The 21,954-nt window shown below is 74.6% G+C and carries 24 protein-coding genes and 1 tRNA gene; 13 read left to right on the top strand and 12 right to left on the bottom strand.

The features are described from left to right. Positions 1 to 4 precede the first annotated feature (4 nt). Positions 5 to 412, top strand: coding sequence for an NUDIX domain-containing protein (locus IFT72_RS10810; RefSeq protein WP_056059226.1), 408 nt, complete (start codon positions 5 to 7; stop codon positions 410 to 412). Positions 413 to 443: 31 nt separating this feature from the next. Here IFT72_RS10810 and IFT72_RS10815 read toward each other — a convergent pair whose 3' ends face one another. Beyond that, positions 444 to 1,367: a serine hydrolase gene (locus IFT72_RS10815; RefSeq protein ID WP_192046434.1), complete on the bottom strand. Its 924-nt coding sequence runs from the start codon at positions 1,365 to 1,367 to the stop codon at positions 444 to 446. 10 nt (positions 1,368 to 1,377) lie between these two features. Next, positions 1,378 to 3,342: a M13 family metallopeptidase gene (locus IFT72_RS10820; RefSeq protein WP_192046435.1), complete on the bottom strand. Its 1,965-nt coding sequence runs from the start codon at positions 3,340 to 3,342 to the stop codon at positions 1,378 to 1,380. A 136-nt stretch (positions 3,343 to 3,478) separates the two neighbouring features. Here IFT72_RS10820 and IFT72_RS10825 point away from each other — a divergent pair, with 136 nt between their 5' ends. Then, on the top strand, positions 3,479 to 4,744 hold the full coding sequence (locus IFT72_RS10825) for a uracil-xanthine permease family protein (RefSeq protein WP_056058038.1): 1,266 nt from the start codon (positions 3,479 to 3,481) through the stop codon (positions 4,742 to 4,744). 2 nt (positions 4,745 to 4,746) lie between these two features. Then, the gene (locus tag IFT72_RS10830; protein WP_371741259.1) at positions 4,747 to 6,072 is read left to right on the top strand and encodes an MATE family efflux transporter; all 1,326 of its coding nucleotides are present in this window, start codon (positions 4,747 to 4,749) and stop codon (positions 6,070 to 6,072) included. Between the two features lie 309 nt (positions 6,073 to 6,381). Here the strand turns inward: IFT72_RS10830 and IFT72_RS10835 are convergent, their stop codons facing one another. The 3 genes from IFT72_RS10835 to IFT72_RS10845 all read right to left on the bottom strand — a co-directional run bounded on the left by IFT72_RS10835 (position 6,382) and on the right by IFT72_RS10845 (position 9,542). Beyond that, a complete protein-coding gene (locus IFT72_RS10835; RefSeq protein ID WP_192046436.1) occupies positions 6,382 to 6,999 on the bottom strand; it encodes a hypothetical protein in 618 nt (205 codons plus the stop codon). Between the two features lie 278 nt (positions 7,000 to 7,277). Beyond that, the gene (locus tag IFT72_RS10840) at positions 7,278 to 8,345 is read right to left on the bottom strand and encodes a LacI family DNA-binding transcriptional regulator (protein ID WP_192046437.1); all 1,068 of its coding nucleotides are present in this window, start codon (positions 8,343 to 8,345) and stop codon (positions 7,278 to 7,280) included. Positions 8,346 to 8,483: 138 nt separating this feature from the next. Next, the gene (locus IFT72_RS10845) at positions 8,484 to 9,542 is read right to left on the bottom strand and encodes a dipeptidase (protein WP_192046438.1); all 1,059 of its coding nucleotides are present in this window, start codon (positions 9,540 to 9,542) and stop codon (positions 8,484 to 8,486) included. Between the two features lie 224 nt (positions 9,543 to 9,766). On the opposite strand from IFT72_RS10845, the gene IFT72_RS10850 reads away from it, so the two are divergent. Next, the gene (locus tag IFT72_RS10850; protein ID WP_192046439.1) at positions 9,767 to 11,011 is read left to right on the top strand and encodes an MFS transporter; all 1,245 of its coding nucleotides are present in this window, start codon (positions 9,767 to 9,769) and stop codon (positions 11,009 to 11,011) included. 123 nt (positions 11,012 to 11,134) lie between these two features. On the opposite strand, the gene IFT72_RS10855 is transcribed toward IFT72_RS10850, so the two are convergent. Next, positions 11,135 to 11,854 (bottom strand): hypothetical protein, encoded by a 720-nt coding sequence (locus IFT72_RS10855; RefSeq protein ID WP_192046440.1) that lies wholly within the window; start codon positions 11,852 to 11,854, stop codon positions 11,135 to 11,137. A 140-nt stretch (positions 11,855 to 11,994) separates the two neighbouring features. Between IFT72_RS10855 and nucS the strand changes: the two genes are divergently transcribed. From nucS to IFT72_RS10875, 4 genes are all read left to right on the top strand, one after another. Continuing rightward, a complete protein-coding gene (gene nucS, locus IFT72_RS10860; RefSeq protein WP_056058058.1) occupies positions 11,995 to 12,690 on the top strand; it encodes an endonuclease NucS in 696 nt (231 codons plus the stop codon). 105 nt (positions 12,691 to 12,795) lie between these two features. Next, the gene (locus tag IFT72_RS10865) at positions 12,796 to 13,005 is read left to right on the top strand and encodes a hypothetical protein (protein WP_056058061.1); all 210 of its coding nucleotides are present in this window, start codon (positions 12,796 to 12,798) and stop codon (positions 13,003 to 13,005) included. Positions 13,006 to 13,042: 37 nt separating this feature from the next. Then, positions 13,043 to 13,717: an HAD hydrolase-like protein gene (locus tag IFT72_RS10870; RefSeq protein ID WP_192046441.1), complete on the top strand. Its 675-nt coding sequence runs from the start codon at positions 13,043 to 13,045 to the stop codon at positions 13,715 to 13,717. After that, positions 13,714 to 15,057 (top strand): CynX/NimT family MFS transporter, encoded by a 1,344-nt coding sequence (locus IFT72_RS10875; RefSeq protein ID WP_371741260.1) that lies wholly within the window; start codon positions 13,714 to 13,716, stop codon positions 15,055 to 15,057. The genes IFT72_RS10870 and IFT72_RS10875 overlap by 4 nt, the downstream gene beginning before the upstream one ends. A gap of 432 nt (positions 15,058 to 15,489) precedes the next feature. Here IFT72_RS10875 and IFT72_RS10880 read toward each other — a convergent pair whose 3' ends face one another. Then, positions 15,490 to 16,383: an SDR family oxidoreductase gene (locus IFT72_RS10880; RefSeq protein WP_192046442.1), complete on the bottom strand. Its 894-nt coding sequence runs from the start codon at positions 16,381 to 16,383 to the stop codon at positions 15,490 to 15,492. A 182-nt stretch (positions 16,384 to 16,565) separates the two neighbouring features. On the opposite strand from IFT72_RS10880, the gene IFT72_RS10885 reads away from it, so the two are divergent. Then, a complete protein-coding gene (locus tag IFT72_RS10885; protein ID WP_192046443.1) occupies positions 16,566 to 17,480 on the top strand; it encodes a cation diffusion facilitator family transporter in 915 nt (304 codons plus the stop codon). A gap of 60 nt (positions 17,481 to 17,540) precedes the next feature. Here IFT72_RS10885 and IFT72_RS10890 read toward each other — a convergent pair whose 3' ends face one another. The 3 genes from IFT72_RS10890 to IFT72_RS10900 are packed head-to-tail and all read right to left on the bottom strand — an operon-like array spanning position 17,541 to position 18,972. Then, complete coding sequence (locus IFT72_RS10890) at positions 17,541 to 17,975, bottom strand: CrcB family protein (RefSeq protein WP_192046444.1); 435 nt, start codon at positions 17,973 to 17,975, stop codon at positions 17,541 to 17,543. Next, positions 17,972 to 18,472, bottom strand: a complete 501-nt coding sequence (locus IFT72_RS10895; RefSeq protein WP_371741262.1) for a CrcB family protein — start codon at positions 18,470 to 18,472, stop codon at positions 17,972 to 17,974. The genes IFT72_RS10890 and IFT72_RS10895 overlap by 4 nt, the downstream gene beginning before the upstream one ends. After that, positions 18,454 to 18,972 carry a universal stress protein gene (locus IFT72_RS10900; RefSeq protein WP_056058075.1) on the bottom strand — a complete coding sequence of 173 codons (519 nt, stop codon included), beginning with the start codon at positions 18,970 to 18,972 and terminating at the stop codon, positions 18,454 to 18,456. The genes IFT72_RS10895 and IFT72_RS10900 overlap by 19 nt, the downstream gene beginning before the upstream one ends. 97 nt (positions 18,973 to 19,069) lie before the next feature. On the opposite strand from IFT72_RS10900, the gene IFT72_RS10905 reads away from it, so the two are divergent. Beyond that, positions 19,070 to 19,759 carry an SOS response-associated peptidase gene (locus tag IFT72_RS10905; protein ID WP_056058077.1) on the top strand — a complete coding sequence of 230 codons (690 nt, stop codon included), beginning with the start codon at positions 19,070 to 19,072 and terminating at the stop codon, positions 19,757 to 19,759. 137 nt (positions 19,760 to 19,896) lie between these two features. On the opposite strand, the gene IFT72_RS15695 is transcribed toward IFT72_RS10905, so the two are convergent. Further along, the gene (locus tag IFT72_RS15695; RefSeq protein WP_197981445.1) at positions 19,897 to 20,040 is read right to left on the bottom strand and encodes a hypothetical protein; all 144 of its coding nucleotides are present in this window, start codon (positions 20,038 to 20,040) and stop codon (positions 19,897 to 19,899) included. Positions 20,041 to 20,094: 54 nt separating this feature from the next. Here IFT72_RS15695 and IFT72_RS15700 point away from each other — a divergent pair, with 54 nt between their 5' ends. Next, positions 20,095 to 20,298, top strand: a complete 204-nt coding sequence (locus tag IFT72_RS15700) for a hypothetical protein (RefSeq protein ID WP_197981446.1) — start codon at positions 20,095 to 20,097, stop codon at positions 20,296 to 20,298. 195 nt (positions 20,299 to 20,493) lie between these two features. Here the strand turns inward: IFT72_RS15700 and IFT72_RS10915 are convergent. Then, positions 20,494 to 20,577, bottom strand: a tRNA-Leu gene (locus tag IFT72_RS10915). Between the two features lie 120 nt (positions 20,578 to 20,697). Between IFT72_RS10915 and IFT72_RS10920 the strand changes: the two genes are divergently transcribed. Beyond that, positions 20,698 to 21,411: a DUF3662 and FHA domain-containing protein gene (locus tag IFT72_RS10920; RefSeq protein WP_056058083.1), complete on the top strand. Its 714-nt coding sequence runs from the start codon at positions 20,698 to 20,700 to the stop codon at positions 21,409 to 21,411. Next, on the top strand, positions 21,408 to 21,950 hold the full coding sequence (locus tag IFT72_RS10925) for an FHA domain-containing protein (protein ID WP_056058086.1): 543 nt from the start codon (positions 21,408 to 21,410) through the stop codon (positions 21,948 to 21,950). The genes IFT72_RS10920 and IFT72_RS10925 overlap by 4 nt, the downstream gene beginning before the upstream one ends. Positions 21,951 to 21,954 lie beyond the last annotated feature (4 nt).

Genomic DNA, 21,954 nt, shown 5'->3' on the forward strand with positions numbered 1-21,954 from the left:
CACCATGGAGCCCCTCGTCGTCAGCGCGCTGGTGCTGGTCCGTGATCGCCGCCTCCTCATGGTCACCGCCCGGGGGCGCGACGTGCTGTACCTGCCCGGCGGCAAGCGGGAGGCGGGCGAGACCGGCGAGGACGCCCTCGCCCGCGAGACCCGCGAGGAGGTCGGCCTCGAGCTCGACCCCGCGAGCGTCCGCGAGCTGACGACGGTCAGCACCCAGGCGCACGGCGAGCCCGACGGGCGCCTCGTGCACATGACCCTCTACGCGGCCGAGCCGCTGTCGAGCAGCCCGCCCGCGACTCCCTCGGCGGAGGTGGGCTCGCTGCACTGGGTCACGACGGCCGACGCCGACCGCTGCCCGCCCGCCGGCGTCGAGACGCTGCGCGTCGTCGCCGGGCTCGGGCTCATCGACTGACCCCTGGCCGGTCGGGCGCAGGCGCCCCGGCTCAGTGCACGTGCTCCAGCAGGTCGGTGCCGAGTGCGCGCAGCGCGTCCACCACGCGGAGGCGGCGGGCCAGCGTGAGGTCGTCGAACGCCACGGTCACGGCGTACGCCACCCCGCGGGCCGGGCCGCGCAGCACGCCGAGCTCGGAGCGCGTGCCCGGTGAGACCCCCACCGTGTTGACGAGCTGCAGCCCGTGGTCGAGCCGCCGGTGCGACACCGGGTCGAGGCCGAACGACCCGGCCACGAGCGAGAGGTCGACCCCGAGCGACAGCCAGCCGAGCACGCGGCTCGAGACCGCCTCGTCGACGACCTCGCCGTGCGTCAGGCGGGTCATCAGCCCGACGAGCTCGACCGCCGTGCCGACGGCGAGGGCCGGGGCGTCGTCCGGGCCGCGCTCGGCGCGCACCTCGTCGAGCAGGGCCGTGCGCACCAGGCCGAGGCCGTCGGCGCGGGCGCGGACGGCGTCGAGGCCGACCCTCCCCACGAGCGCGTTCACGGCCGCGGGGTCGCGCAGCGCGCCGACCAGCGCCGCCGCGTCGGTGACCGCGAGGGCCCGGCGCTGCAGGTACGACCAGACCCCGCCGCCGCCGAGCGCGGCCCGGTCGCCGGGGCCGGCCAGGCGCTCGAGCTCGTCGAGGGCGCCGAGACGGCCCGACTCGATCTGCGCGCTGACCTCGACGAGCAGCAGCAGGGCGCCGACCTGGGCGACCGGCAGGGCGACCGTCTCGTCGACGCTCAGCAGGTCGTCGCCGCCGTCGAGGTCGCGCACGGCCACGGAGACCGACGCGCCCTCCACGGCGAGCTCGCCGAGCGTCGTGAACGACCGGCCGAACGACTCGGGCGCACGGGAGCCACCGTGGCGCGCACCGGCGCCACGGTCGCCTCCCCGGCGGTCGCGACGACCGCCTCCTGCACCCTCCGTCACCCGCGCGGGGCTACCAGATCGTGACGCGCTCGGCCTCGGGCAGCCAGAGGCGGTCGCCCTCGGTCACGCCGAACGCCGCGTAGAACTCGTCGATGTTGCGGACGATCTGGTTGCAGCGGAACTCGTTCGGCGAGTGCGGGTCGATCGACAGGAGGCGGATCGCCTCCTCGTCGCGGATGGCGATCTGCCAGGCCTGGGCCCAGCTGAGGAAGAAGCGCTGCGCGCCGGTCAGGCCGTCGACGACCGGCGCCTCCTCGCCGCCCAGCGAGAGGAGGTACGCGTCGTAGGCGATCGACAGGCCGCCGAGGTCGCCGATGTTCTCGCCGATCGTGAGGGCGCCGTTGACGTGGTGGCCGGGCACCTGCGCGGGCTCGAGCGCGTCGTACTGCGCGATCAGCGACGAGGTGAGGGCCTCGAAGGCCTCCCGGTCGGCGGCCGTCCACCAGTCGGTCAGGCGGCCGTCGCCGTCGTACTTCGAGCCCTGGTCGTCGAAGCCGTGGCCGATCTCGTGGCCGATCACCGCACCGATGGCCCCGTAGTTCGCGGCGGCGTCGCGGGTCTCGTCGAAGAACGGGAACTGCAGGATGGCGGCGGGGAAGACGATCTCGTTGAAGCCGGGGTTGTAGTACGCGTTGATCGTCTGGGGCGTCATGAACCACTCGTCGCGGTCGATCGGCGAGCCGATCTTGGCCAGCTCGCGGTCGAACCCGACGACGGCCTGCGAGCGCACGTTGCCGATGAGGTCGCTCGCGTCGACCTCGAGGGCCGAGTAGTCGCGCCACTTCACCGGGTAGCCGATCTTCGGGGTGAACTTGTCGAGCTTCTCGAGCGCGCGCTGCCGGGTCTCGTCGGTCATCCACGAGAGCTGCGTGATGCTCTGGCGGTAGGCCTCGACGAGGTTCGCGACCAGGTCGTCCATCGCGGTCTTCGCCGCCGGCGCGAAGTGCCGCTCGACGTAGATGCGGCCGACGGCCTCGCCCATCGCGCCCTCGACGAACGAGACGCCGCGCTTCCAGCGCGCCCGCTGGACGGGGGTGCCGGTCAGCGTGCGGCCGTAGAAGTCGAAGTTCGCCTCGACGAAGTCGGACGAGAGGTACGCGGCGAACGAGCGGACGACCTGCCAGCTCAGCCAGTCGCGCCACTCGGGCAGCCGCTCGTCGACGAGCAGGCCGGCGAGGCCGGAGACGAACGAGGGCTCGCGCACGACGACCTCGTCGAAGGTGCCGGCCGGCGCCTGCACCGCGTCGCGCCAGACCGCAAGGTCGACCCCCGCCGCCGAGGCCGCGAGCTCCGACCACGGCTGCAGGTTGTAGGTGGCGTCGCTGTCGCGGGTCGCGACGTTGCTCCAGTGGTGCGTGGCCAGCTCGGTCTCGAGCGCCACGACGCGGGCGGCACGGCCGGCGGCGCCGTCGAGCCCGGCCAGGCCGAGCATGGTCTCGACGAAGGCGACGTACGCCGTGCGGACGGACTCGAACTTCTCCTCCCGGTAGTACGACTCGTCGGGCAGGCCGAGGCCGCCCTGCTCGAGGAAGACGACGTAGCGCTCGGGGTCGCCCGGGTCGTTGTCGACGAAGAGCTGCACGAAGCTCGCGACGCCCTGCTTCTCGAAGCTGCCGACCAGGCGCAGCAGGTCGGGCACGTCGCCGACCTGCTCGACCTGCTCGAGCAGCGGGCGGAGCGGGGCCGCGCCCAGCGCCTCCACCCGGCCCTCGTCGAGGAAGCTCGTGAACAGGTCGCCGACCTTGCGGGCCTCGGTGCCCGGCTCGGCCTCCTGCGACTCGTGGATGATGTCGCGGACGGCCGCCTCGGCCTCCTCGGCCAGGACGAGGAAGGAGCCGTAGCGCGCCTTGTCGTCGGGGATCTCGGTGCGGGCGATCCAGCGGCCGTTCACGTGGCGGAACAGGTCGTCCTGCGGGCGCACCGCGGGGTCGAGGTCGTCGGTGGTGATGCCGGAGGTCAGCGCGTCGCTCGTCATGCCCGTCAGCCTAGGTGAGGCCCCCGACGGCCGTCCGGGAGGGGCCGGGAGACGCCGTCCGGCCCGCACGACCGGCTCTTCGGCCGCCGTCCCCAGGAAACACGAAGGAAATCGCTTCCTCGCTACAGTTCTCGGCATGGCACTCCCCTGGGCACTGCACGGCGACGGCAAGACCGTCGACTCGACCGAGATCGTCGCCCCGGAGGAACGCCTCACCTGGCCCCGCACCGTCGGCCTCGGCGGCCAGCACGTCGTCGCGATGTTCGGCGCGACCTTCCTCGTGCCGATCATCACGGGGTTCCCGCCGAGCACGACCCTGCTCTTCTCCGGCATCGGCACGCTGCTCTTCCTCCTCATCACGAAGAACCGGCTGCCCAGCTACCTCGGCTCGTCGTTCGCCTTCCTCGCGCCGATCGCAGCCGCCACCGACGTGGGCGGCATCCCCCTCGCGCTGAGCGGCATCATCGTCGTCGGGGCGCTGCTCGCCCTCGTCGGCGTGCTCGTGCACCTCGCCGGCACGCGGTGGATCGACGCCCTCCTGCCGCCGGTCGTCAGCGGCTCGATCGTCGCCCTGATCGGCTTCAACCTCGCCCCCGCCGCCCGCGACAACTTCGCGCTCTCGCCGGGCATCGCCCTCATCACGCTCGCCGCGGTCGTGCTCAGCGCCGTCCTCTTCAAGGGCCTCCTCGGGCGCCTCTCGATCTTCGTCGGCGTCGTCGTCGGCTACGTCGCCGCCGTCATCGCGGGCGCCGTCGACTACAGCGCCGTCGCGGCCGCGCCGTGGGTGGGCCTGCCGACGTTCACCGCCCCCGCCTTCGACCTCGGTCAGCTGCCGATCTACCTCGGCTTCCTGCCCGTCGTGCTCGCGCTGATCGCCGAGAACGTGGGGCACGTGAAGGGCGTGGGGCAGCTGACGAAGCGCGACCTCGACCCGCTGACCGGTCGTGCGCTCTTCGCCGACGGCCTCAGCACCGTGATCGCGGGCCTCGGCGGCGGCTCGGCGACGACGACCTACGGCGAGAACATCGGCGTGATGAGCGCCACCCGCGTCTTCTCCACCGCGGCCTACTGGGTCGCCGGCGTCGTGGCGATCCTGCTCGGCCTCTCGCCCAAGATCGGCGCCGTCATCTTCACCATCCCGCCGGGGGTGCTCGGCGGCGTGACCACCGCGCTCTACGGCCTCATCGGCGTCATCGGCATCCGCATCTGGGTCGAGAACAAGGTGGACTTCAGCCGCCCGAAGAACCAGCTCACCGCCGGCGTCGCGCTGATCATGGGCATCGCCGACTTCACCCTCGTGCTCGGCGGCGCCAGCTTCGGCGGCATCATCCTCGGCACGGTCGCGGCGATCGTCGTGTTCCACGTGATGAGCGTGCTGGGTCGGCTCCGGGGCACCGACTGAGCGTGCGCCTCCGCTCGCCCCTCGACCGTGAGATCGTCCGCCTGGCCGTGCCGGCGCTGGGGGCCCTCGTCGCCGAGCCGCTCTTCCTGCTCACCGACACCGCCCTGGTCGGCCACCTCGGCTCCGTGCCCCTGGCCGGCCTCGGCGTGGCCAGCGTCGTCCTGCAGACGGCCCTCGGGCTGCTGATCTTCCTCGCCTACGCCACGACGCCGACGGTCGCGCGGCGGCTCGGCGCCGGTGACCAGCGCGGGGCGATCCGTGCCGGCGTCGACGGCATGTGGTTCGCGCTGCTGGTCGGCGTGGTCGTCGCGGGCGTCGGCGCGGTGACGGCCGAGCCGCTCGTGGGCCTCTTCGGCGTGGCCGACGACGTCGCGGCGGCCGCCACGACCTACCTCTCGGTCTCGCTGCTCGGGCTGCCCGGCATGCTGCTCGTGATCGCCGCGACCGGCCTGCTGCGCGGGCTGCAGGACACCCGCACCCCGCTCGTCGTCGCCACCGTGGGCTTCGCGGCGAACGCCGGGCTCAACGCGCTCTTCCTCTACGGCCTCGGCTGGGGCATCGCGGGCTCGGCGGCCGGCACCGTCGTCGCGCAGTGGGGCATGGCGGCGGTCTACGTCGTCATCGCCGTGCGGGCCGCCCGAGCCGTCGGCGCCGACCTGAGACCGGGGCTCGCCGGGGTCGGCCGCACCGCCCAGGCGGGGGGCTGGCTGCTCGTGCGGAACGCGGGGCTCCGGGCCGCGCTCATCGCGACCGTCGCGGCCGCCGCCTCCTCGGGGGTGACCGGGCTGGCCACGATCCAGGTCGCGCTGACGCTCTTCAGCACCCTCGCGTTCGCCCTCGACGCCCTCGCGATCGCCGGGCAGGCGATGATCGGGCACGCCCTCGGCCGCGGCGACCGCGAGCGCGTGCGGGCGGTCACGCGGCGGCTGATGCTGTTCGGCGTCGGTGGAGGGGTGCTGCTCGGCGGCGTGCTGGCCCTGCTCGCGCCGGTGCTGGCGCCGGTCTTCAGCCCCGACCCGGGCGTGCAGGCGGTGCTGCCGTCGGTGGTGGTGGCGATGGCGGTCGGCATCCCGCTCGCGGGCTTCGTCTTCGTGCTCGACGGGGTGCTGCTCGGAGCGGGCGACGCCCGCTACCTCGCGATCGCGTCGGTCGTGAGCCTCGCCGCCTACCTCGCGGTGCTGCTGCCGGTGGAGTCGCGGGTCGGGTCGACGACGTCGGGCGCGGTCGCGCTCTGGCTCGCGTTCGGCCTCGGGTACATCGGGGCCCGGGCGGTCACGCTCGGGCTGCGCGCGCGGACGGACCGGTGGATGGTCGTCGGGGCGCGCTGAGGGTCGCGGGCCGTCGGCTGCGTCGCTCGGGGTGCGGGGCGCTGGGTCTCGCCGGCCCTCGACTGCGGGTTGGGCGGCAAATGCCGACCAGATCGGCCCCGAGCGCACTCTGGCGACCGGATATCCAGTCGTTCTGGGCTCCGTGGTCGGCAATTGCAGCCCGGCGGCGCGAGGGGAGGCGCGGATGACGGGAGCAGAGGAGTGGCGGGAGGCGCGTGGTGCGGGGGCGTCGGCGCGGCGTCAGGCGGTGGGGGCGTGAGGCGGTTGGGGCGTCAGCGCAGTGGGGGGGGCGTCAGCGCGGTGGCGGCGTCAGCGCTGCGCCCCGCGCGCGTCGCCGGGGAACGACGCGGCCCAGACCTGCGGCAGCCGCGTGCGCAGGTGGTCGGCGAGCAGGTCGTGGTTCAGCTCGAGACCGTCCGAGATGAAGAGCTTGCCCCCGTCGGCCCCCTTCGCCACGATGCCGCCGTACTGGCTCGCGTACGGGGTCAGCCGCGCGATGTCGGAGAGCAGCACCAGGCGCTCGGCCCGGAAGCCGCGGCGGGCGAGGAGGCGGTCCTCCCAGACCTGGAGCCGGGTGCGCCCGAGGGCGCTGGCCATCATGACGAGCCAGACGCCGAAGGCGAGGATGAGCACCGCGGCGATCCAGAACCCGAACGGCAGGGCCTCGTCGGGGTCGGTGAAGCCGACGACGGCCCCGATGAAGGTCATGAACGCGCCCACGATCGCCATGACGTAGCCGATCACCCGCAGCAGCACGCGCTGCCAGCGACGGGTGCGCACCTCGAACAGCACGCCGGTGACGGCGTCGGGCACCGGGAACGTCTTGCCCCGCGCCGCGTCGCCGCGACGGACCAGGGCGGCGACGACGATCGGCACGACGATGCCGATCACGAGGGCGAGGGAGACAGACAGGACTGTGATGTGCACACGGCGACGCTAGGGGCGGGAGGCGCGGGTCGGCCGGTGCAGGCCCCGCGAGTCGCGAGAACTGCTCACCGCAGAGGCCCGCGCCGCACGCGCGACCGCCACCGTGCGCTGGCCCGCGCCGCGCGCGAGACCGCGACGGCGACGTGCCCCGTCGTGGGACCTCGTGCGCACCGAGGGCCCAGGAGGGGGCACCTCGGCGGCCTCTCGGCGGCTCGGAGGGGCGAGCCGGCGGGGCGAGCCAGGTGCTCCGAGACGGCGCAGCCGCGTGCGACGCCCGCTCAGCGCGCCGGCGGCGCCGTCGTCGAGCCCGCGCGGAACACGCTCGTGAAGGTCGTTCCCACCGCGTCCTCCCCGGCGAGCAGCGCGAGCACGGCACGCCCCGCGGCGCGGCCCTTCTCGACCGCGGGCTGCACGACCGTGGTGAGGTCGGCGGCGCGCGGGTCGTCGAGCCGCACCCCGTCGTAGCCCACGACGCTGAGGTCGCGCGGCACCGAGAGCCCCAGCTCGGCCGCGGCGGCGATGACGCCCGAGGCCAGCAGGTCGCTCTGCGCGATGATCGCGGTCGGCCGCTCGTGCTCGGGCACGTCGAGCAGCTGCAGCCCGGCCCGGTGCCCCTCGCTCGTCCAGCTGCCGTAGGTGACCAGGCCGCCGACGCCCGGGTAGACGCGGCGGGTGCCGCGCAGCCGCTCGAGCGTGGGCCACGAGGTGCCGAGGGCGACGCGCTCGTCGGTGAGGGGCCCGACCCAGCGCGTGGGGCCCAGCTCGAGGGCCACGACGGCGACGCGACGGTGGCCGAGGTCGTGCAGGTGGCGGGCGAGCAGCTCGGAGGCCCCGACGTTGTCCTCGCCGATGTCGAGCACGCCCTCCATCGGCTTCGCCTCGATCGACACGAGCGGGATGCCGCGGCGCCGCACGGCCTCCACCGACTCGTCGAGCCGCGTGCTGCAGCCGAAGAGAACGGCCGCGTCGAGGGGCGCGTCGAGCAGGCGCGAGTGCTCGCCCTCGTTCTCGGTGAGCAGCAGCAGCGAGTTGTCGGCGGGGCCGGTCACGTCGGCGATGCCGTCGAGCATCGCGACGTTGATCGGGTCGCGGAAGGCGTTGCTCAGGGTGTCCTCGAGCACGGCGCCGACGATGCCCGACCGGCCGCGGCGCAGCGAGCGCGCCCGGGGGTCGGGGCCGCCGTAGCCGAGCTCGGCGGCAGCCGCGAGCACGCGCGTGCGGGTCTCGTCGGAGACGGGGCCGGCTCCGCTGAACGCCAGGGAGGCGGTGCTCGCGCTGACCCCGGCCGCCCGCGCGACCGCGGCGAGGGTCGGCCTCGCGGCGACGTCGCCCTCTGCCCGGCTCATGGTGCCGCAGCCTAGCTGACCGGCCCGGACGCCCCCGCAGGGCCGGGCGCCCAGCGCCCGGCGCCGCAGGGCCGGTCCCCGCGAGGCGCCCACTCAGGGCCGGCCCCGCAGGGCCGCACGCCGCCGCGGGCGCGCCGCTCAGTTCGCGGCGAACCGCTCGTCGGTCGCGGCGAGCACGCGCAGGACGTTGCCGCCGGCCAGGGCGCGCAGGTCTGCGGGGCCCCACCCGCGACTCCTCAGCTCGTCGGCGAGCACCGGGTAGCGCGACACGTCGCGGAGGTCGTCGGGCAGCGTCGGCGTGCCGTCGTAGTCGCCGCCGAGGCCGACGTGGGCCGCCCCGGCGAGGTGGCGGGCGTGCTCGACGTGGTCGGCGACGTCGGCCACGGTGACCGGCGGCGCGGCCTCGCCTGGCTCGCCCTCGGCCCGGGCGACGTCGGCGGCGAGCCAGTCGGCGTACCGCCGCGAGACGAACTGGGGCACGAAGGTGACCATCACGACGCCGCCGACGTCGGGCAGCCGCCGCAGCACGTCGTCGGGCACGTTGCGCGGGTGGTCGGCCACGCCGACGGTCGACGAGTGGCTGAAGACGACCGGCGCCGTCGCGACGTCGAGCGCGTCGCGCATCGTGTCGGGGCTGACGTGCGAGAGGTCGACGAGCACGCCGAGCCGCTCCATCTCGGCGACGACCTCGCGGCCGCGGTCGGTGAGCCCGCCGTGCGGCCGGCTGCCGGTGGCCGAGTCTGCCCACGGGGTGTCGTCGTTGTGCGTCAGCGTCATGTAGCGGACGCCGAGGCGCGCGAAGGTGAGCAGCACGGCCAGGTCGTCGCCGATCGAGTGCCCGCCCTCGGCCCCGAGCAGCGACGCGACGCGCCCCTGCTCCACGGCCCGGACCACGTCGGAGGCGGTGCGCGCGAGGGCGAGCGACTCCGGGTAGCGGGCGACCATCCGGTGGACGAGGTCGATCTGCTGCAGGGTCGCGCGCACCGGGTCGGGCTCGGTCGTCTCGACGAACACCGACCAGAACTGGCCGACGACGCCGCCCGCCCGGAGCTTCGGCAGGTCGGTGTGCAGCGTCAGGGCCGTGTCGTCGACGCCCTCGACGCTCGAGCCGCGGGCGACGCGGCACTCCCAGGGCAGGTCGTTGTGGCCGTCGATCACCGGGAAGGCCAGGTCGGCGGGCAGCGTGAGCGTCGTCATGGGCCGACCCTACCCACGAGGCGCCGCCCGGCAGCCGCCCGGTCGCCACCCGGTCGTCGCTCGATCGTCGCTCGCCCGGCCCGCCCTCGACAGCGGGCCCGACGACCCCCTAGGCTGACGGTCGAATCGATTCGACCCGCACGTCACCAGGCCCGAGGAGGCGCGGTGCCGGCCGGTCGGAGAGCTCCCGCCCGCCGAACACCGACGCTCGAGGTGACACCGCCATGACCAGCCCCACCGCCGAGAAGCGCAGCTACGACGGCGACCTCACCCGCCAACAGGTCGTCCGGTGGCGGAACGCGCTCTTCGTCGTCTTCGGCCTCAGCGGGCTCGCCGTCGCGACCTGGCTGGGCCGCGTGCCGGCCGTCCGCGACGTGCTCGGCGCGACGACGCTCGAGATGGGCCTGCTCGTCGCGGGCCTCAGCGTCGGCTCGATCGTCGGCATCACCTTCTCGAGCCACCTCATCGCCGCGCTCGGCGCCCGCCGCACGGTGCTCGCCTCGCTCGGCACGGTGGCCGTCGGCCTCACCATCGCGGGCCTCAGCACCGACCTCGGCGTCGGCTTCGTCGGCATCGTGCTCGGCCTCGCCGTCTTCGGCCTCGGCAACGGGCTCTGCGACGTCGGCATGAACGTCTCGGGCGCCGCCGCCGAGCGCGTGCTCGGCAAGACCGTCATGCCCCTGTTCCACGCCGCCTTCAGCCTGGGCACCATGGTCGGCGCCCTCCTCAGCGCCGGGGCCGAGGCGCTCGACGTGCCGGTGTCCGTGCACGTGACCGTGCTGGCGGTCGCGATCGCGGCCACGGCGCTCGTCGTCACGCGGTGGATGCAGTCGGAGGACCTCGGGCACGCGCCCGTCGAGGGCGACGCGGCCGGCGCCTCCGGCAGCTCCGGCGGCTGGCGCTCGCGCCTCGCGGTGTGGCGCACCCCCGGCACGGTGCTCATCGGCCTCATCGTGCTCGGCATGGCGACCGCGGAGGGCTCGGCCAACGACTGGCTCGCCCTCGCCATGGTCGACGGCCACGGGCTCGAGAACGCCGCCGGCACCGTCGTCTTCTTCGTCTTCGTCACGGCCATGACGATCACCCGGGTCGCGGGCTCGCCGCTGCTCGACCGGTTCGGCCGGGTGCCCATGCTGCGCTTCTCGGCGGTCTCGGCCGCGCTCGGCCTGCTGCTCGTGATCGTGGCGCCCGAGCCGTGGCTCGCGATCGTCGGGGTCGTGTTCTGGGGCGCCGGGTCGGCGCTCGGGTTCCCGGTCGGGCTGTCGGCCGCCGCCGACGACTCGCGGAACGCCGCGGCGCGCGTGAGCGCGGTGGCGACGATCGGCTACGTCGCCTTCCTCGCGATGCCGCCGGTGATCGGGTTCCTCGGCGAGCACGTCGGGCTGCTCAACGGGCTCTGGGTCGTGCTGGTGCTGATCGCCGTGGCCGGGCTCGCCTCGGGTGCCGCGCGGGAGCCCTCCCGCCGCTGACCCGCGCGCCGTCCGCCCCGTCCGTCCCGTCCCGAACCCCGTCCTCGCACGGGAACCCTGCCGCGGCGGGGTGTCGGTGCGAGAACAGGGTGTCGGTGCGAGAAGAGGGTGCACCCGCGCCGGTCAGGCGGGGTCGCCGGGCGAGCGGGGCTCGTCGACACCGAGCGCGACCGTGTAGTCGGCGACGAGGCCCGGCACGTCGGCCCAGTCGCCGTAGTGCGCGGCCGCCTCGACGAGGTCGACGATCGCCCCGCGGACGCCCTCGGGCAGCGCCGGCACGACGCCGTGCACGTGCAGGGCCGTGGTCGTCGAGAGCACGGTGAGCGGCAGCAGCAGCTCCGAGTGCACCCGGACGCGCTCGTCGGCCGGCAGCGTGTCGACCATCGTGCGGGCCAGGTCGAGGAAGTGCTCGACGTCGGCGGGCAGCGCGAGGCCGTGGCGCACGAGCAGGTCGGCGGCGGGCAGGCGGGTCTCGGCGGGCTCGGGCAGGGTCTCGAGCACGGGCGACGCGGCGGCGACGCCCGCCAGCACGCGGCCGAGGCGACGCATCAGCGCCTCGTTCGTGCGGCGGTGCCAGACGACGACGCGGGTGCCGCTGAACGGCACGCCGGTGACGAGGCCGGCCCGCCGCAGGTCGTAGAGGGCGATGCGCACGTCGACGGGGCGCAGCCCGTGCTCGCGGGCGACGACCTGGGCGTCGATCTCGTCGCCGGGGAGGTACCGGCCGGTCGCGATGTCGACGAGCATCAGGCCCGCCGGGTCGACGGCCGGGCGGGGAGCGTGGGAGTCGCGGGTGCGGTGCGGCTGGGCGGGGCGGGTCGGGCGGGGCAGGGTCGCGCTCACGGCGGGGCCTCTCGATCGGGTGTCGGTCGGGGCACGGCCCCTCGGTCACCCCGACGGTATTTCGCATCTCGCATTCTGTCAAGAAGATATCGACGGATCGTCACGAGCCCGACGGCTCACCGGGCACCTAGGATCGTCGGGTGCGCCTCGTCATTGCCCGCTGCTCGGTCGACTACGCCGGCCGACTCAGCGCCCACCTGCCCCTCGCCACCCGCCTGCTGATGGTCAAGCGCGACGGCAGCCTCCTGGTGCACTCCGACGGCGGCAGCTACAAGCCGCTGAACTGGATGAGCCCGCCCTGCACCGTCCGCGTGGTCGAGCCCGACGACGACCAGCGGGAGGCGGGGGTCACCGAGCTCTGGAAGGTCACGCAGCCGAAGACCGCGGACGTGCTCGTCGTCTCGATCCACGAGGTGCTGCACGACTCGAGCCACGAGATGGGCGTCGACCCGGGCCTCACGAAGGACGGCGTCGAGGCCGACCTGCAGAAGCTCCTGGCCGAGCAGATCGAGCTGCTCGGCGAGGGCCACACCCTCGTGCGGCGCGAGTACATGACGGCGATCGGGCCGGTCGACATCCTCGCCCGGGACGCCGCGGGAGGCGCGGTGGCGGTCGAGCTGAAGCGTCGCGGGGACATCGACGGCGTGGAGCAGCTGACGCGGTACCTCGAGCTGATGAACCGGGATCCGCACCTCGCCCCGGTGACCGGCGTCTTCGCGGCGCAGGAGATCAAGCCCCAGGCGCGAACGCTCGCCCACGATCGGGGCATCCGGACGCTGCTGCTCGACTACGACGCCATGCGCGGGCTGGACGACTCGCACTCGCGGCTGTTCTGAACGGCCGCGCCTCGCCCCTCGCGCCCGGTTGCGAAATGTGAATATCAGCGTAGTATTCCGGGAGGCGTCCGGGCAGGCCGGCGCCGACCCGCAGGAGGACCCGCCATGACCTCGCCCATCTTCGACGCCATCGTCGCCCGTCGCGACGCGACCCCGATCTTCGAGTCGATCGTGGTGACGCGGCCCCTCGACCTGCCCGTCGACGTGCCCGTCGGGCGCATGACGCCGAGGGCCGAGCCGTCGCTCGTGTCGGCGACGCCCGCCGTCGTGCTCGAGCCCGCGACGACGACCTGGCCGCTGCGCCGCGTCGGCTGACGACCCGGCGGCGCCGTCCGCTCCTAAGCTGAGGGCGATGACTCTCCCCTACACCGCCGTCCTCTACGACCTCGACGGCACGATCGCCGACTCCGCGCCCGCCATCACGGCGAGCCTCGCGTTCACCATCGAGCAGCTCGGGCTGCCCGTCCCCCCGCAGGCCGAGATGCTCGCCTGGGTGGGCCCGCCGCTGCCGCAGAGCTTCGAGGTGCGCCTGGGCCTCTCCGGCGACCGCCTCGTCGAGGCGATGAGGGTCTACCGGGCCCACTACCTCGCGCACGGCGCGCTCGACAGCCCGATCTTCCCGGGCGTGCGAGAGCTCATGGCCGCCGTGCACGCGGCCGGGCTGCCGACCTCGACGGCGACCTCGAAGCCGGAGACCCCGGCCACGCGCATCCTCGAGACCCACGACCTGCTGCAGTACCTCGACCTCGTGACGGGCGCCTCCGACGACGAGGTCCGCAACACGAAGGCCGACGTCGTCGCCGAGGCCCTCCGCCGTCTCGGCGAGCGTGGCGTCGACCTGTCGCGGCCGGTGCTGATCGGCGACCGCCACCACGACGTCGAGGGCGCCGCGGTGCACGGCGTGCCGACGATCATGGCGGGCTGGGGCTACGGCGACGAGGCCGAGCACGTCGGGGCCGTGGCGGTCGCGGCGACGCCGGCCGACGTCGCGGTGCTGCTCGGCGTCCCGCTGCGCGGCGCGGCGTGACGAAGGTCGGCGGGGCGGCCGTCCGCTCCGCGCCGATCTGGCTGACCACGCTCGCGATCGTGCTGATCGCGCTGAACCTCCGCGGGCCGATCGTGGCCACGGCGCCGGTGCTCGACCAGATGATCGGCGACCTGCAGCTCTCGGCGGTCGTCGCGGGGCTGCTGACGAGCATCCCGGTGCTCTGCTTCGCGCTGGCGAGCCCGCTGGCCTCGGGCCTGATCGTGAAGCTCGGCCCGGAGCGCGCGGTGTCGATCGGCCTCGCCGGCGTGCTCGTCGGCACGGTGCTGCGCGCCCTCGGCACGTCGTCGTGGCTGTACGTCGGCACGATCGTGATCGGCGTCGCCATCACGGTGGGCAACGTGGTGCTGCCGGTGATCATCCGCCGCGACTTCAGCCCCGAGCGCGTGGGCTTCGTCACGGGCATCTACACGTCGGCGCTCAACGTCGGGTCGATGATCACGTCGCTGGCGACGGCGCCGATCGCGGCGGGCGTGGGCTGGCCGCTCGCGCTCATCACGTGGGGCGTGCTCGCCGTGCTGGCGGCGGTCGTCTGGTCGATCGCGGTCGGGCCGCGGGTCGCCTTCGGCCGCGGTCGACCGGCAGGAGTCGCGGGCGGGGTCGGCGAGGCCGGCGGGGCACCCGGGGCGGCCGGCCCCGACGACGCGACCCGCGCCTCCGCGCCGGGTGCGGGCTCGACGTCGGCGTCGGACGTGCTCACCGGCGGGATCTCGGTCGTCGACGAGGCGTCGGCGGCGCGCGACGCGGCCGAGCGCCGGCGCCCCCTGCTGCGCCGGGCGACGACGTGGGGCCTGATGCTGGCCTTCTCGGGGCAGGCGTTCGCGTACTACGGGCTGACGGCCTGGATGCCGACGCTGCTGCGCGACGAGGTCGGGCTGACGCGGGAGGCGGCGGGGGCCAGCTCGTCGATCTTCCAGATCCTGGCGGTCGTGGGGGCGCTCGGGGTGCCGTTGCTCGCGCTGCGGGTGCGCCCGGCGGTCGTCATCGCGATCATCGCGGTCTGCTGGACGGCGATGCCGCTCGGCCTGCTCTTCGCCCCGGAGATGTGGTTCGTCTGGTCGCTCTTCGGCGGCGCCGCCCAGGGCGGCGGGATCACCATCGTGTTCATCGTGATCGTGCGGATGGCCTCGACCGACGACGACGCCCGACGGCTCTCGGCCCTGGTGCAGGGCGGCGGGTACGCGATCGCGTCGCTCGGGCCGCTCGCGATCGGGGCGCTGCACGACGTGTCGGGCGGGTGGCAGCTGCCGATGGTCGGGGTGTTCCTGTCGACGGTGGTGCTCGGCGTCAGCGGGGTGCTGTCGTCGCGTCGCGTGCGCTGAGCCCCGGTCGGGTCCGACGGCCCGGGGCCCCGGGGCCCCGGGCGCCCGGGCCCATGGGTCCCCAGGCCCTGTCCTGGCTCGGCCCCTGGCGGGAAGTGCCCGCCAGGAAGTGTCCGCCGGGAAGGCCGTTCCACTCCGGAGTGGAACGGCCCGTGTCAGGACGACGCACCCCGTCCCGGTCCTCCACTCCAGAGTGGAGGACCCGCACGCTCCTCCACTCCGGAGTGGAGCACCTTCCCGCTCCTCCACTCCGGAGTGGATCAGCCTTCTCGGCGGGCATCTCCGGGACGAGCCGCTCCGCCCGGTGCCGCCGCGCCCTCACCGCACCGGCAGCGGCACCCGCACCCGCACCAGCACCAGCATCGGCACCCGCACCGCACCGGCACCGGCACCGGCACCGGCACCCGACCCGCCCCGCCCCGCCCCGACGACTCAGCGCCCCCCGAACAGCCCCTCGATCGACAGCGGCGCGTGCCCCGTGAGCGTCCGGACATCGTCCGTCACGCGCGACACCTCCCCCGAGGCGATCGACGTGTACGTGCTCACCCACGCGTCGGCCTGCCACGGCTCCGGCTGCCAGCGCTGCCGCGACTCGTAGGCCTCCTCGACCGTCTCGGGGTGGTACGTGAACGGCCGGCCGAGCACGGCGCTGAGCCGGGCCACGACCTCCGAGAGGGTGAGCGCCTCGGGGCCCGTCAGCTCGTAGACCCGCCCGGCGTGCGCCTCCGGGGCCTGCAGCACCGCGGCGGCCGCGTCGGCGACGTCGGCCCGCGCCACGGCCGCGACGCGCCCCTCGCCGGCCGGTCCGCGCAGCACCCCCGCCTCGTCGGCGAACTCGGGCAGCACGTCGAGGTAGAAGCTGTCGCGCAGCACCGTCGTCGCGAGCCCGGACGCCGCCAGGTGCTCCTCGGTCGCGGCGTGGTCGCGGGCGAGCGTGAAGACCGCGTCGGGCCCCGCGCCCTGGAACGACGTGTAGACCACGTGGCGCACGCCGGCCTCGACCGCGGCGTCGACGAAGCCCCGGTGCTGGGCGAGACGGTCGACCGCCTCCGCCGCCGAGACCATGAACAGCACGTCGGCCCCGCGCAGGGCCGCCACCGACGCCTCGTGGTCGCCGTACGTGGCGACGGCGACCTCGACGTCGGCCGCGCCGAGGTCGGGAGCGCGCGAGGCGTCGCGCACGACCAGCCGCAGCGGCACGCCAGCCGCCGCGAGCGTGCGCGCGACGCGCCCGCCGACGGCGCCGGTCGCGCCCGTGACGGCCACGCGGCGGCGCAGCGCGGGCTCGGCGGACGGAGAGGACGAGGAGGCGGTGGTGTCGGTCATGCGCCCAGCCTGGCCCTCCGTCGGGTGCGGTGGTGGCGCCTCCCGCAGTTCCTGACACCGAGAATCGTCATCGACTGGGCCGCGGGCATGGTGCTGCGCGGTGCGCGCGGGTAGGTTCGTCCGCGGCGACCGCTGACGACCCCGCCCGGGCCGGCGGCTCGGGCCCCACGAGAGAGCACGAGATGGCGCACGACCACACGCACGGGCACATGGCCGCCGACGGCCGACGCCTGCGCCTCGCGATCGCCGTCGTCGCCCTCGGCCTCGTCGCCCAGGCGGTCGGCGCCGTGCTCTCCGGCTCGCTCGCCCTGCTCGCCGACAGCGGGCACATGGCCTCCGACCTGATCGGCCTCGTCGTCGCGCTCGTCGCCACGGTGGTCGCCGCCCGCCCGGCGAGCGGGCGCCAGACCTACGGCTACCGGCGGGTCGAGGTCTTCGCCGCCCTCGTGAACGGCCTGCTGCTGCTCGCGGTCGCCGGCTCCGTCGCCGTCTCGGCGGTCGGTCGGCTGCTCGACCCCGCCACGCACGAGGTGCTCGGCGTGCCGATGCTCGTCGTCGGCGTGGTCGGCGGGGCGACCAACGTCGTGGCGTTGCTGGTGCTCCGCGGCGGGGCGAGCCACTCGATCAACATGCGCGGCGCCTACCTCGAGGTGCTCGGCGACCTGCTGGGCTCGGTCGCGGTCGTCGTCGCCTCGGTCGTCGTGCTGACGACCGGCTTCGCCCAGGCCGACTCGATCGGCTCGCTCGTGATCACGGCGATGATCGTGCCGCGCGCCTGGGCGCTGCTGCGCGAGGCCGTGCGGGTGCTCTTCGGCTCGGCGCCGGGCGACATCGACCTCGACGACGTGCGGAGCCACATCGCGGGCACGCCCGGGGTCGTCTCGGCCCACGACGTGCACGCGTGGCAGATCACGAGCGGGGCGACGGTCTTCTCGGCGCACGTGGTCGTCGAGCGCGACGTGTTCTGCGACATGAAGGTCGACGAGACGCTCGACGCGCTCGACCGCTGCCTCACCGCCCACTTCGAGGTCGAGCACGCGACCTTCCAGCTCGAGCCGGCCGACCACGCCGAGCACGAGCGCTCCACGCACGTCTGAGCCGGGCTGCGCGGCGAGTCGGCGGCGACGCCCGCCGCCAGCGCCCGCGCCGTCCGCCCGTCAGGCTGGGGCGAGCAGCGACCCGAGCCAGAGCCCGAGCCCCGCGGCCGCCACGCCGGCGACCAGGAGGCCGAGGGCGGAGGCGGCACCGGCACCGCGCCTCCCCGCAGCGAGAAGGCGGACGGTGTCGACGCTCGCCGTGCTGAAGGTCGTGTAGCCGCCCAGCAGCCCGGTGCCGAGCACCGCCCGCCAGGTCGGCGAGACGACGGCTCCGAGCGCGAGCGCCGTGAGCAGCCCGAGCAGCAGCGACCCGCTGACGTTGATCACGGCCGTGCCCCACGGGTAGGGCGCGAGGGCGGCGGCGTCCGCACCGCCGACCGCGCGGCGTGAGCGACGAGCCGCGAGCGCATCGCCCACCGCCCCGTCGACCCAGAAGCGCGCGCCCGCCCCGACCCCGCCGGCGAGGGCCGTCGCGGCGACCAGCAGCGGCGTCACCGGGAGCCCCGGGCCCACCGGGCCCCGACGGCGATCCCCGCGGCCGCCGCGAGCACCCCGAGCAGCACCGACGCCAGCCCGTAGACGGACGCCGTCAGCACGTCGCCCGCGGCGCCGAGGGTCGCCGTCTCGGTCGCGAGCGAGCTGTAGGTCGTGAAGCCGCCGAGCACGCCGGTGCCGAGGCCGAGGCGCAGCACGCGACGACGCCCCTCGTCGGGCCCGCCGCGGAGCAGGCGCTCCAGCAGCAGGCCGAGCACGAACGCCCCGACGACGTTGATCGCGAAGATCGCGGTGTCGAACGAGCCCGTGGGAGGCACGGCCAGCGTCACGAGGACCCGCAGCGCCGTGCCCACGGCCCCGCCCGCGACGACGAGCAGCACGAGCGGGAGGCGCCGACGGAGCGGGGTCGACGGGCTGAGCTGCGGGGCCGACGGGTCGCGCGGCGGGGTCGACGGGCTGACGGGCGGGGTCGGCGGCGTCACAGGTCGTCGTCCCACGGCAGCGCCTCGGAGCGCGCGACCGGGGCGAGCGGGACGACCACGACGGGCCGGTGCTGGCGGTGGCTGAGGTGGAGCGCGACCGACCCGGCGAAGAACTCGCGGACGCTGCCGCGGAGCCCCGCCTCGCGGCTGCCGACGACCACGAGCGGGGCGTCGACGCGGTCGGCGAGCGCGCCGAGCACGTGGGCCGGCTCGCCGGTGAGGCAGGTGGCGACCAGGTCGACTCCGCGGGCCTCCGCGATCGGCCGCAGCCGCGCCTCCAGCGCCGGGTCGAACTCGAGCTCGGCGGCCCAGCTCTGGGGGTCGAGCGGGTAGGAGAGGACGGTGCCGTCGATGCCCTCGGCGAACGCCATCCGGTCGGGCTCGACGCTGACGCAGGCGAGGCCGGTGCCGAACCGCGCCGCGAGGTCGACGGCGGTCGCGACGACCCGTTCGGCGGTCGACGGCACGACCCCGACGACGACGTAGCCGCGGATGCTGCGCTCGGTGCTCTCCATGCCGCCAGTGTTCCACCGCGGGGGTCCGGGCGCGAGCACCGGGCCCGGGTCGGGCCGACCCCTGGCGCGGTGGGGCACGGAGGCGGAGACTGGGGCGATGTGCGGTCGCTACGTCGTCTCCCGGGCGACCTCCGAGCTGTTGCCCGACCTGCTGGCCGGGCTGCCCGACCTGCCCGACGACTTCAACGTCGCGCCGACGACCGCGGTGCCGGTGGTGCGGCAGCGGCACGGGGAGCGCGAGCTGCCCCGGGCGCGGTGGGGCCTGACGCCGTCGTGGTACCCCGACCTCAAGAAGAGGCCGCAGCCGATCAACGCGCGGATCGAGACGGTCGCGACGAACGGCATGTTCCGGCGGCCGTTCGCGCAGGCGCGCTGCATCGTGCCGGCGCTGGGCTACTACGAGTGGGTCGTGACGGAGACGGGCAAGCAGCCGCACTTCGTCCACCAGCCGGAGGCGGCCCTCGCGATGGCGGGGGTGATGAGCGCCTGGCCCGACCCCTCGAAAGCCGACGACGACCCCGACAAGTGGGTGCTGTCGATGTCGATCATCACGCGCGACGCGCACGTGGCGCCCGGCGAGGTGCACGACCGCATGCCGGCCTGCCTCGCGCCCGACTCGTACGACGACTGGCTCGGCGACCACCTCGGCACGGCCGAGCTGCTCGAGCTGCTCGACCGCGACTCGCACGAGCTCGCCCACGACCTGACCCACCACCCGGTCAGCCGCGACGCCAACTCGGTGCGCAACACCGGCCCGCAGCTGATCGAACCGGTCACCCTGGGCTGAGGAGCGGAGCGAGGGCCGGACAACGGCAGGCGGGAGGAAGGACCCGCCCGCACCGCTGATCCACTCCGGAGTGGATCAGCGGATCTGGAGCGTGCCTCCGGGGGCGCGCCGCGCCCGGGGCCGGCGGTCCCGGCCGCTCAGCCCGCGCCTCCCCCGTGGCTCGTCAGACGCTCGCGGAGGTACGACGCCAGCGTGTCCTGGGCGTGCCGCGACTCGCCCGTCACGCGGTTCAGCGGTACACGGCCGCCCGCGGCGAGCGCCGGGTCGCGCGGGATGACCACGAGCGACCGACGGCCGAACTCGTTCTGCAGCGACTCCTCGGCGCGGGCCGTGCGGTGCTCGCCGACGTGAAGACCGCCATGGCGGACTACCAGGCCGACGGCTCCAGCGAGGAGTACGCGGGCAAGGAGCAACGCTGGAACCGCGTCGCCACCGAGGTGCGCACCATCATCAACACGCTGCGCACCTCCCTGCAGTCGAACGACGAGTCCGCCCAGACCGCGATGCAGCGCGCCAAGGCCGCGGTCGACGGCATCTAGCCCCACAACGGGCGAGTTCGACGCGTCCGGGCCGTCACGGACGCCCGACCCCGTCGAACCCGCCCGCCCGCGTCACCGCAGAACGGCTCACCCAGAGGGTGAGCCATTCTGCCCCTGCGCCGCAGGGGCGGCGGCGCAGCCGACAAGCACTGAGAACGAGAAAAAGACCCTCCAGAGGAGGGTCTTTCTCGTTCGTGCGCGAGGGGGGACTTGAACCCCCACGCCCTTTCGAGCACTGGCACCTGAAGCCAGCGCGTCTGCCAATTCCGCCACTCGCGCGAACTCAGCAACTCTAGCACGCTGGAGGGGCCCGGATGAGCGTCCCCAGGCTGGCCGACACCGACCTCGCACGCGACCCGGCTAAGATCGGGCGACCAGTGACCCCCGACCTGGAGACGCATGGGACTGCTCGACAACTTCGAACGTGGGCTGGAGCGCGCCGTCAACGGTGCCTTCGCCAAGACGTTCCGTTCGGGCGTCCAGCCGCTGGAGATCACGAACGCCCTGCGTCGTGAGCTCGACACGAAGGCCGCCGTCGTCTCCCGCGACCGGATCCTGGTGCCCAACGACCTCGTCGTCCGGCTGTCGGCGACCGACCACGCGAAGATGTCGGCCATCGGCCCGACCCTGATCGACGAGCTCACGCAGCTGACCCAGCGCCACGCGACCGCTCAGGGCTACGCCTTCGCCGGCCCGCTCAGCGTGCGGCTGCAGGAGGACGACTCGCTCAGCGTCGGCATCATGTCGATCGAGTCGGGCACCGTCCGCGGCGAGGTCAAGTGGCGTCCGTTCGTCGAGATCGACGGGGTGCGCCACCCGCTGGTCGGCCAGCGCACCGTCATCGGCCGGGGCAGCGACGCCGACATCACGGTGAGCGACACCGGCACGAGCCGTCAGCACGTCGAGGTCCTGTGGGACGGCCAGCACGCGCAGGTCCGCGACCTGGGGTCGACGAACGGCTCGAAGCTCAACGGTGCACCGCTCAAGAAGTCGCCCCTGCTGCCCGACTCCACGATCGAGATCGGTCGTACGCGTATCGTGTTCCGCGTGCTCCCCCTGTCCTCGACGCCCGACCCCTTCGCCGGGCCCGACTCCCGGGAGGCCCGTCGATGACCAGCGAGCTCACCCTCCTCGCCCTCCGGTTCGGCTTCCTGGCCGTGCTGTGGCTCTTCGTCTTCGCCATCGTGTTCGCGCTCCGCTCCGACCTCTTCGGCCAGCGGGCGCGCAAGCTGCCCACCGACGGCGGGTCGGGGCAGGCGCAGTCGACCGCCACCGCGCCTCCGGCACCCGCGGCTCCGCGAGCACCGGTGACGCCGGCCCCTGCAGGAGGCGCGGGTCGGCCCGCCCCCGCCGGTGACGGCCCCGCGTCCCGCCTGGTGATCACGAAGGGCGCCAAGGCCGGCCTCGAGATGCCGCTCGGCGACGGCCCGCTCACGATCGGTCGCTCGCAGGAGAGCAACCTCGTGATCCGCGACGACTACACCTCCACGCACCACGCCCGTCTGATGCTCTGGAACGGCCGCTGGGTCGTGCAGGACCTCGACAGCACGAACGGCACCTTCCTCGCGGGCGAGCGAGTGACCGTTCCCACACCGGTGCCGGTCGGCGCCACCGTGACGATCGGGCAGACGAGCTTCGAGCTGCGACGGTAGCGCC

The sequence above is a fragment of the Frigoribacterium sp. CFBP 8754 genome, from assembly GCF_014841815.1.
Lineage (GTDB): Bacteria > Actinomycetota > Actinomycetes > Actinomycetales > Microbacteriaceae > Frigoribacterium > Frigoribacterium endophyticum.

Bases quoted from the DNA above. Each gene is read 5' to 3' on its own strand.
- IFT72_RS10885 (WP_192046443.1), top strand. From the start codon at position 16,566: ATGGCGCACGACCACACGCACGGGCACATGGCCGCCGACGGCCGACGC.
- IFT72_RS10865 (WP_056058061.1), top strand. From the start codon at position 12,796: ATGACCTCGCCCATCTTCGACGCCATCGTCGCCCGTCGCGACGCGACC.
- IFT72_RS10850 (WP_192046439.1), top strand. From the start codon at position 9,767: ATGACCAGCCCCACCGCCGAGAAGCGCAGCTACGACGGCGACCTCACC.
- IFT72_RS10810 (WP_056059226.1), top strand. From the start codon at position 5: ATGGAGCCCCTCGTCGTCAGCGCGCTGGTGCTGGTCCGTGATCGCCGC.
- IFT72_RS10845 (WP_192046438.1), bottom strand. From the start codon at position 9,542: ATGACGACGCTCACGCTGCCCGCCGACCTGGCCTTCCCGGTGATCGAC.
- IFT72_RS10870 (WP_192046441.1), top strand. From the start codon at position 13,043: ATGACTCTCCCCTACACCGCCGTCCTCTACGACCTCGACGGCACGATC.
- IFT72_RS10925 (WP_056058086.1), top strand. From the start codon at position 21,408: ATGACCAGCGAGCTCACCCTCCTCGCCCTCCGGTTCGGCTTCCTGGCC.
- IFT72_RS10920 (WP_056058083.1), top strand. From the start codon at position 20,698: ATGGGACTGCTCGACAACTTCGAACGTGGGCTGGAGCGCGCCGTCAAC.
- IFT72_RS10825 (WP_056058038.1), top strand. From the start codon at position 3,479: ATGGCACTCCCCTGGGCACTGCACGGCGACGGCAAGACCGTCGACTCG.
- IFT72_RS10905 (WP_056058077.1), top strand. From the start codon at position 19,070: ATGTGCGGTCGCTACGTCGTCTCCCGGGCGACCTCCGAGCTGTTGCCC.
- IFT72_RS10880 (WP_192046442.1), bottom strand. From the start codon at position 16,383: ATGACCGACACCACCGCCTCCTCGTCCTCTCCGTCCGCCGAGCCCGCG.
- IFT72_RS10840 (WP_192046437.1), bottom strand. From the start codon at position 8,345: ATGAGCCGGGCAGAGGGCGACGTCGCCGCGAGGCCGACCCTCGCCGCG.
- IFT72_RS10820 (WP_192046435.1), bottom strand. From the start codon at position 3,342: ATGACGAGCGACGCGCTGACCTCCGGCATCACCACCGACGACCTCGAC.
- IFT72_RS10900 (WP_056058075.1), bottom strand. From the start codon at position 18,972: ATGGAGAGCACCGAGCGCAGCATCCGCGGCTACGTCGTCGTCGGGGTC.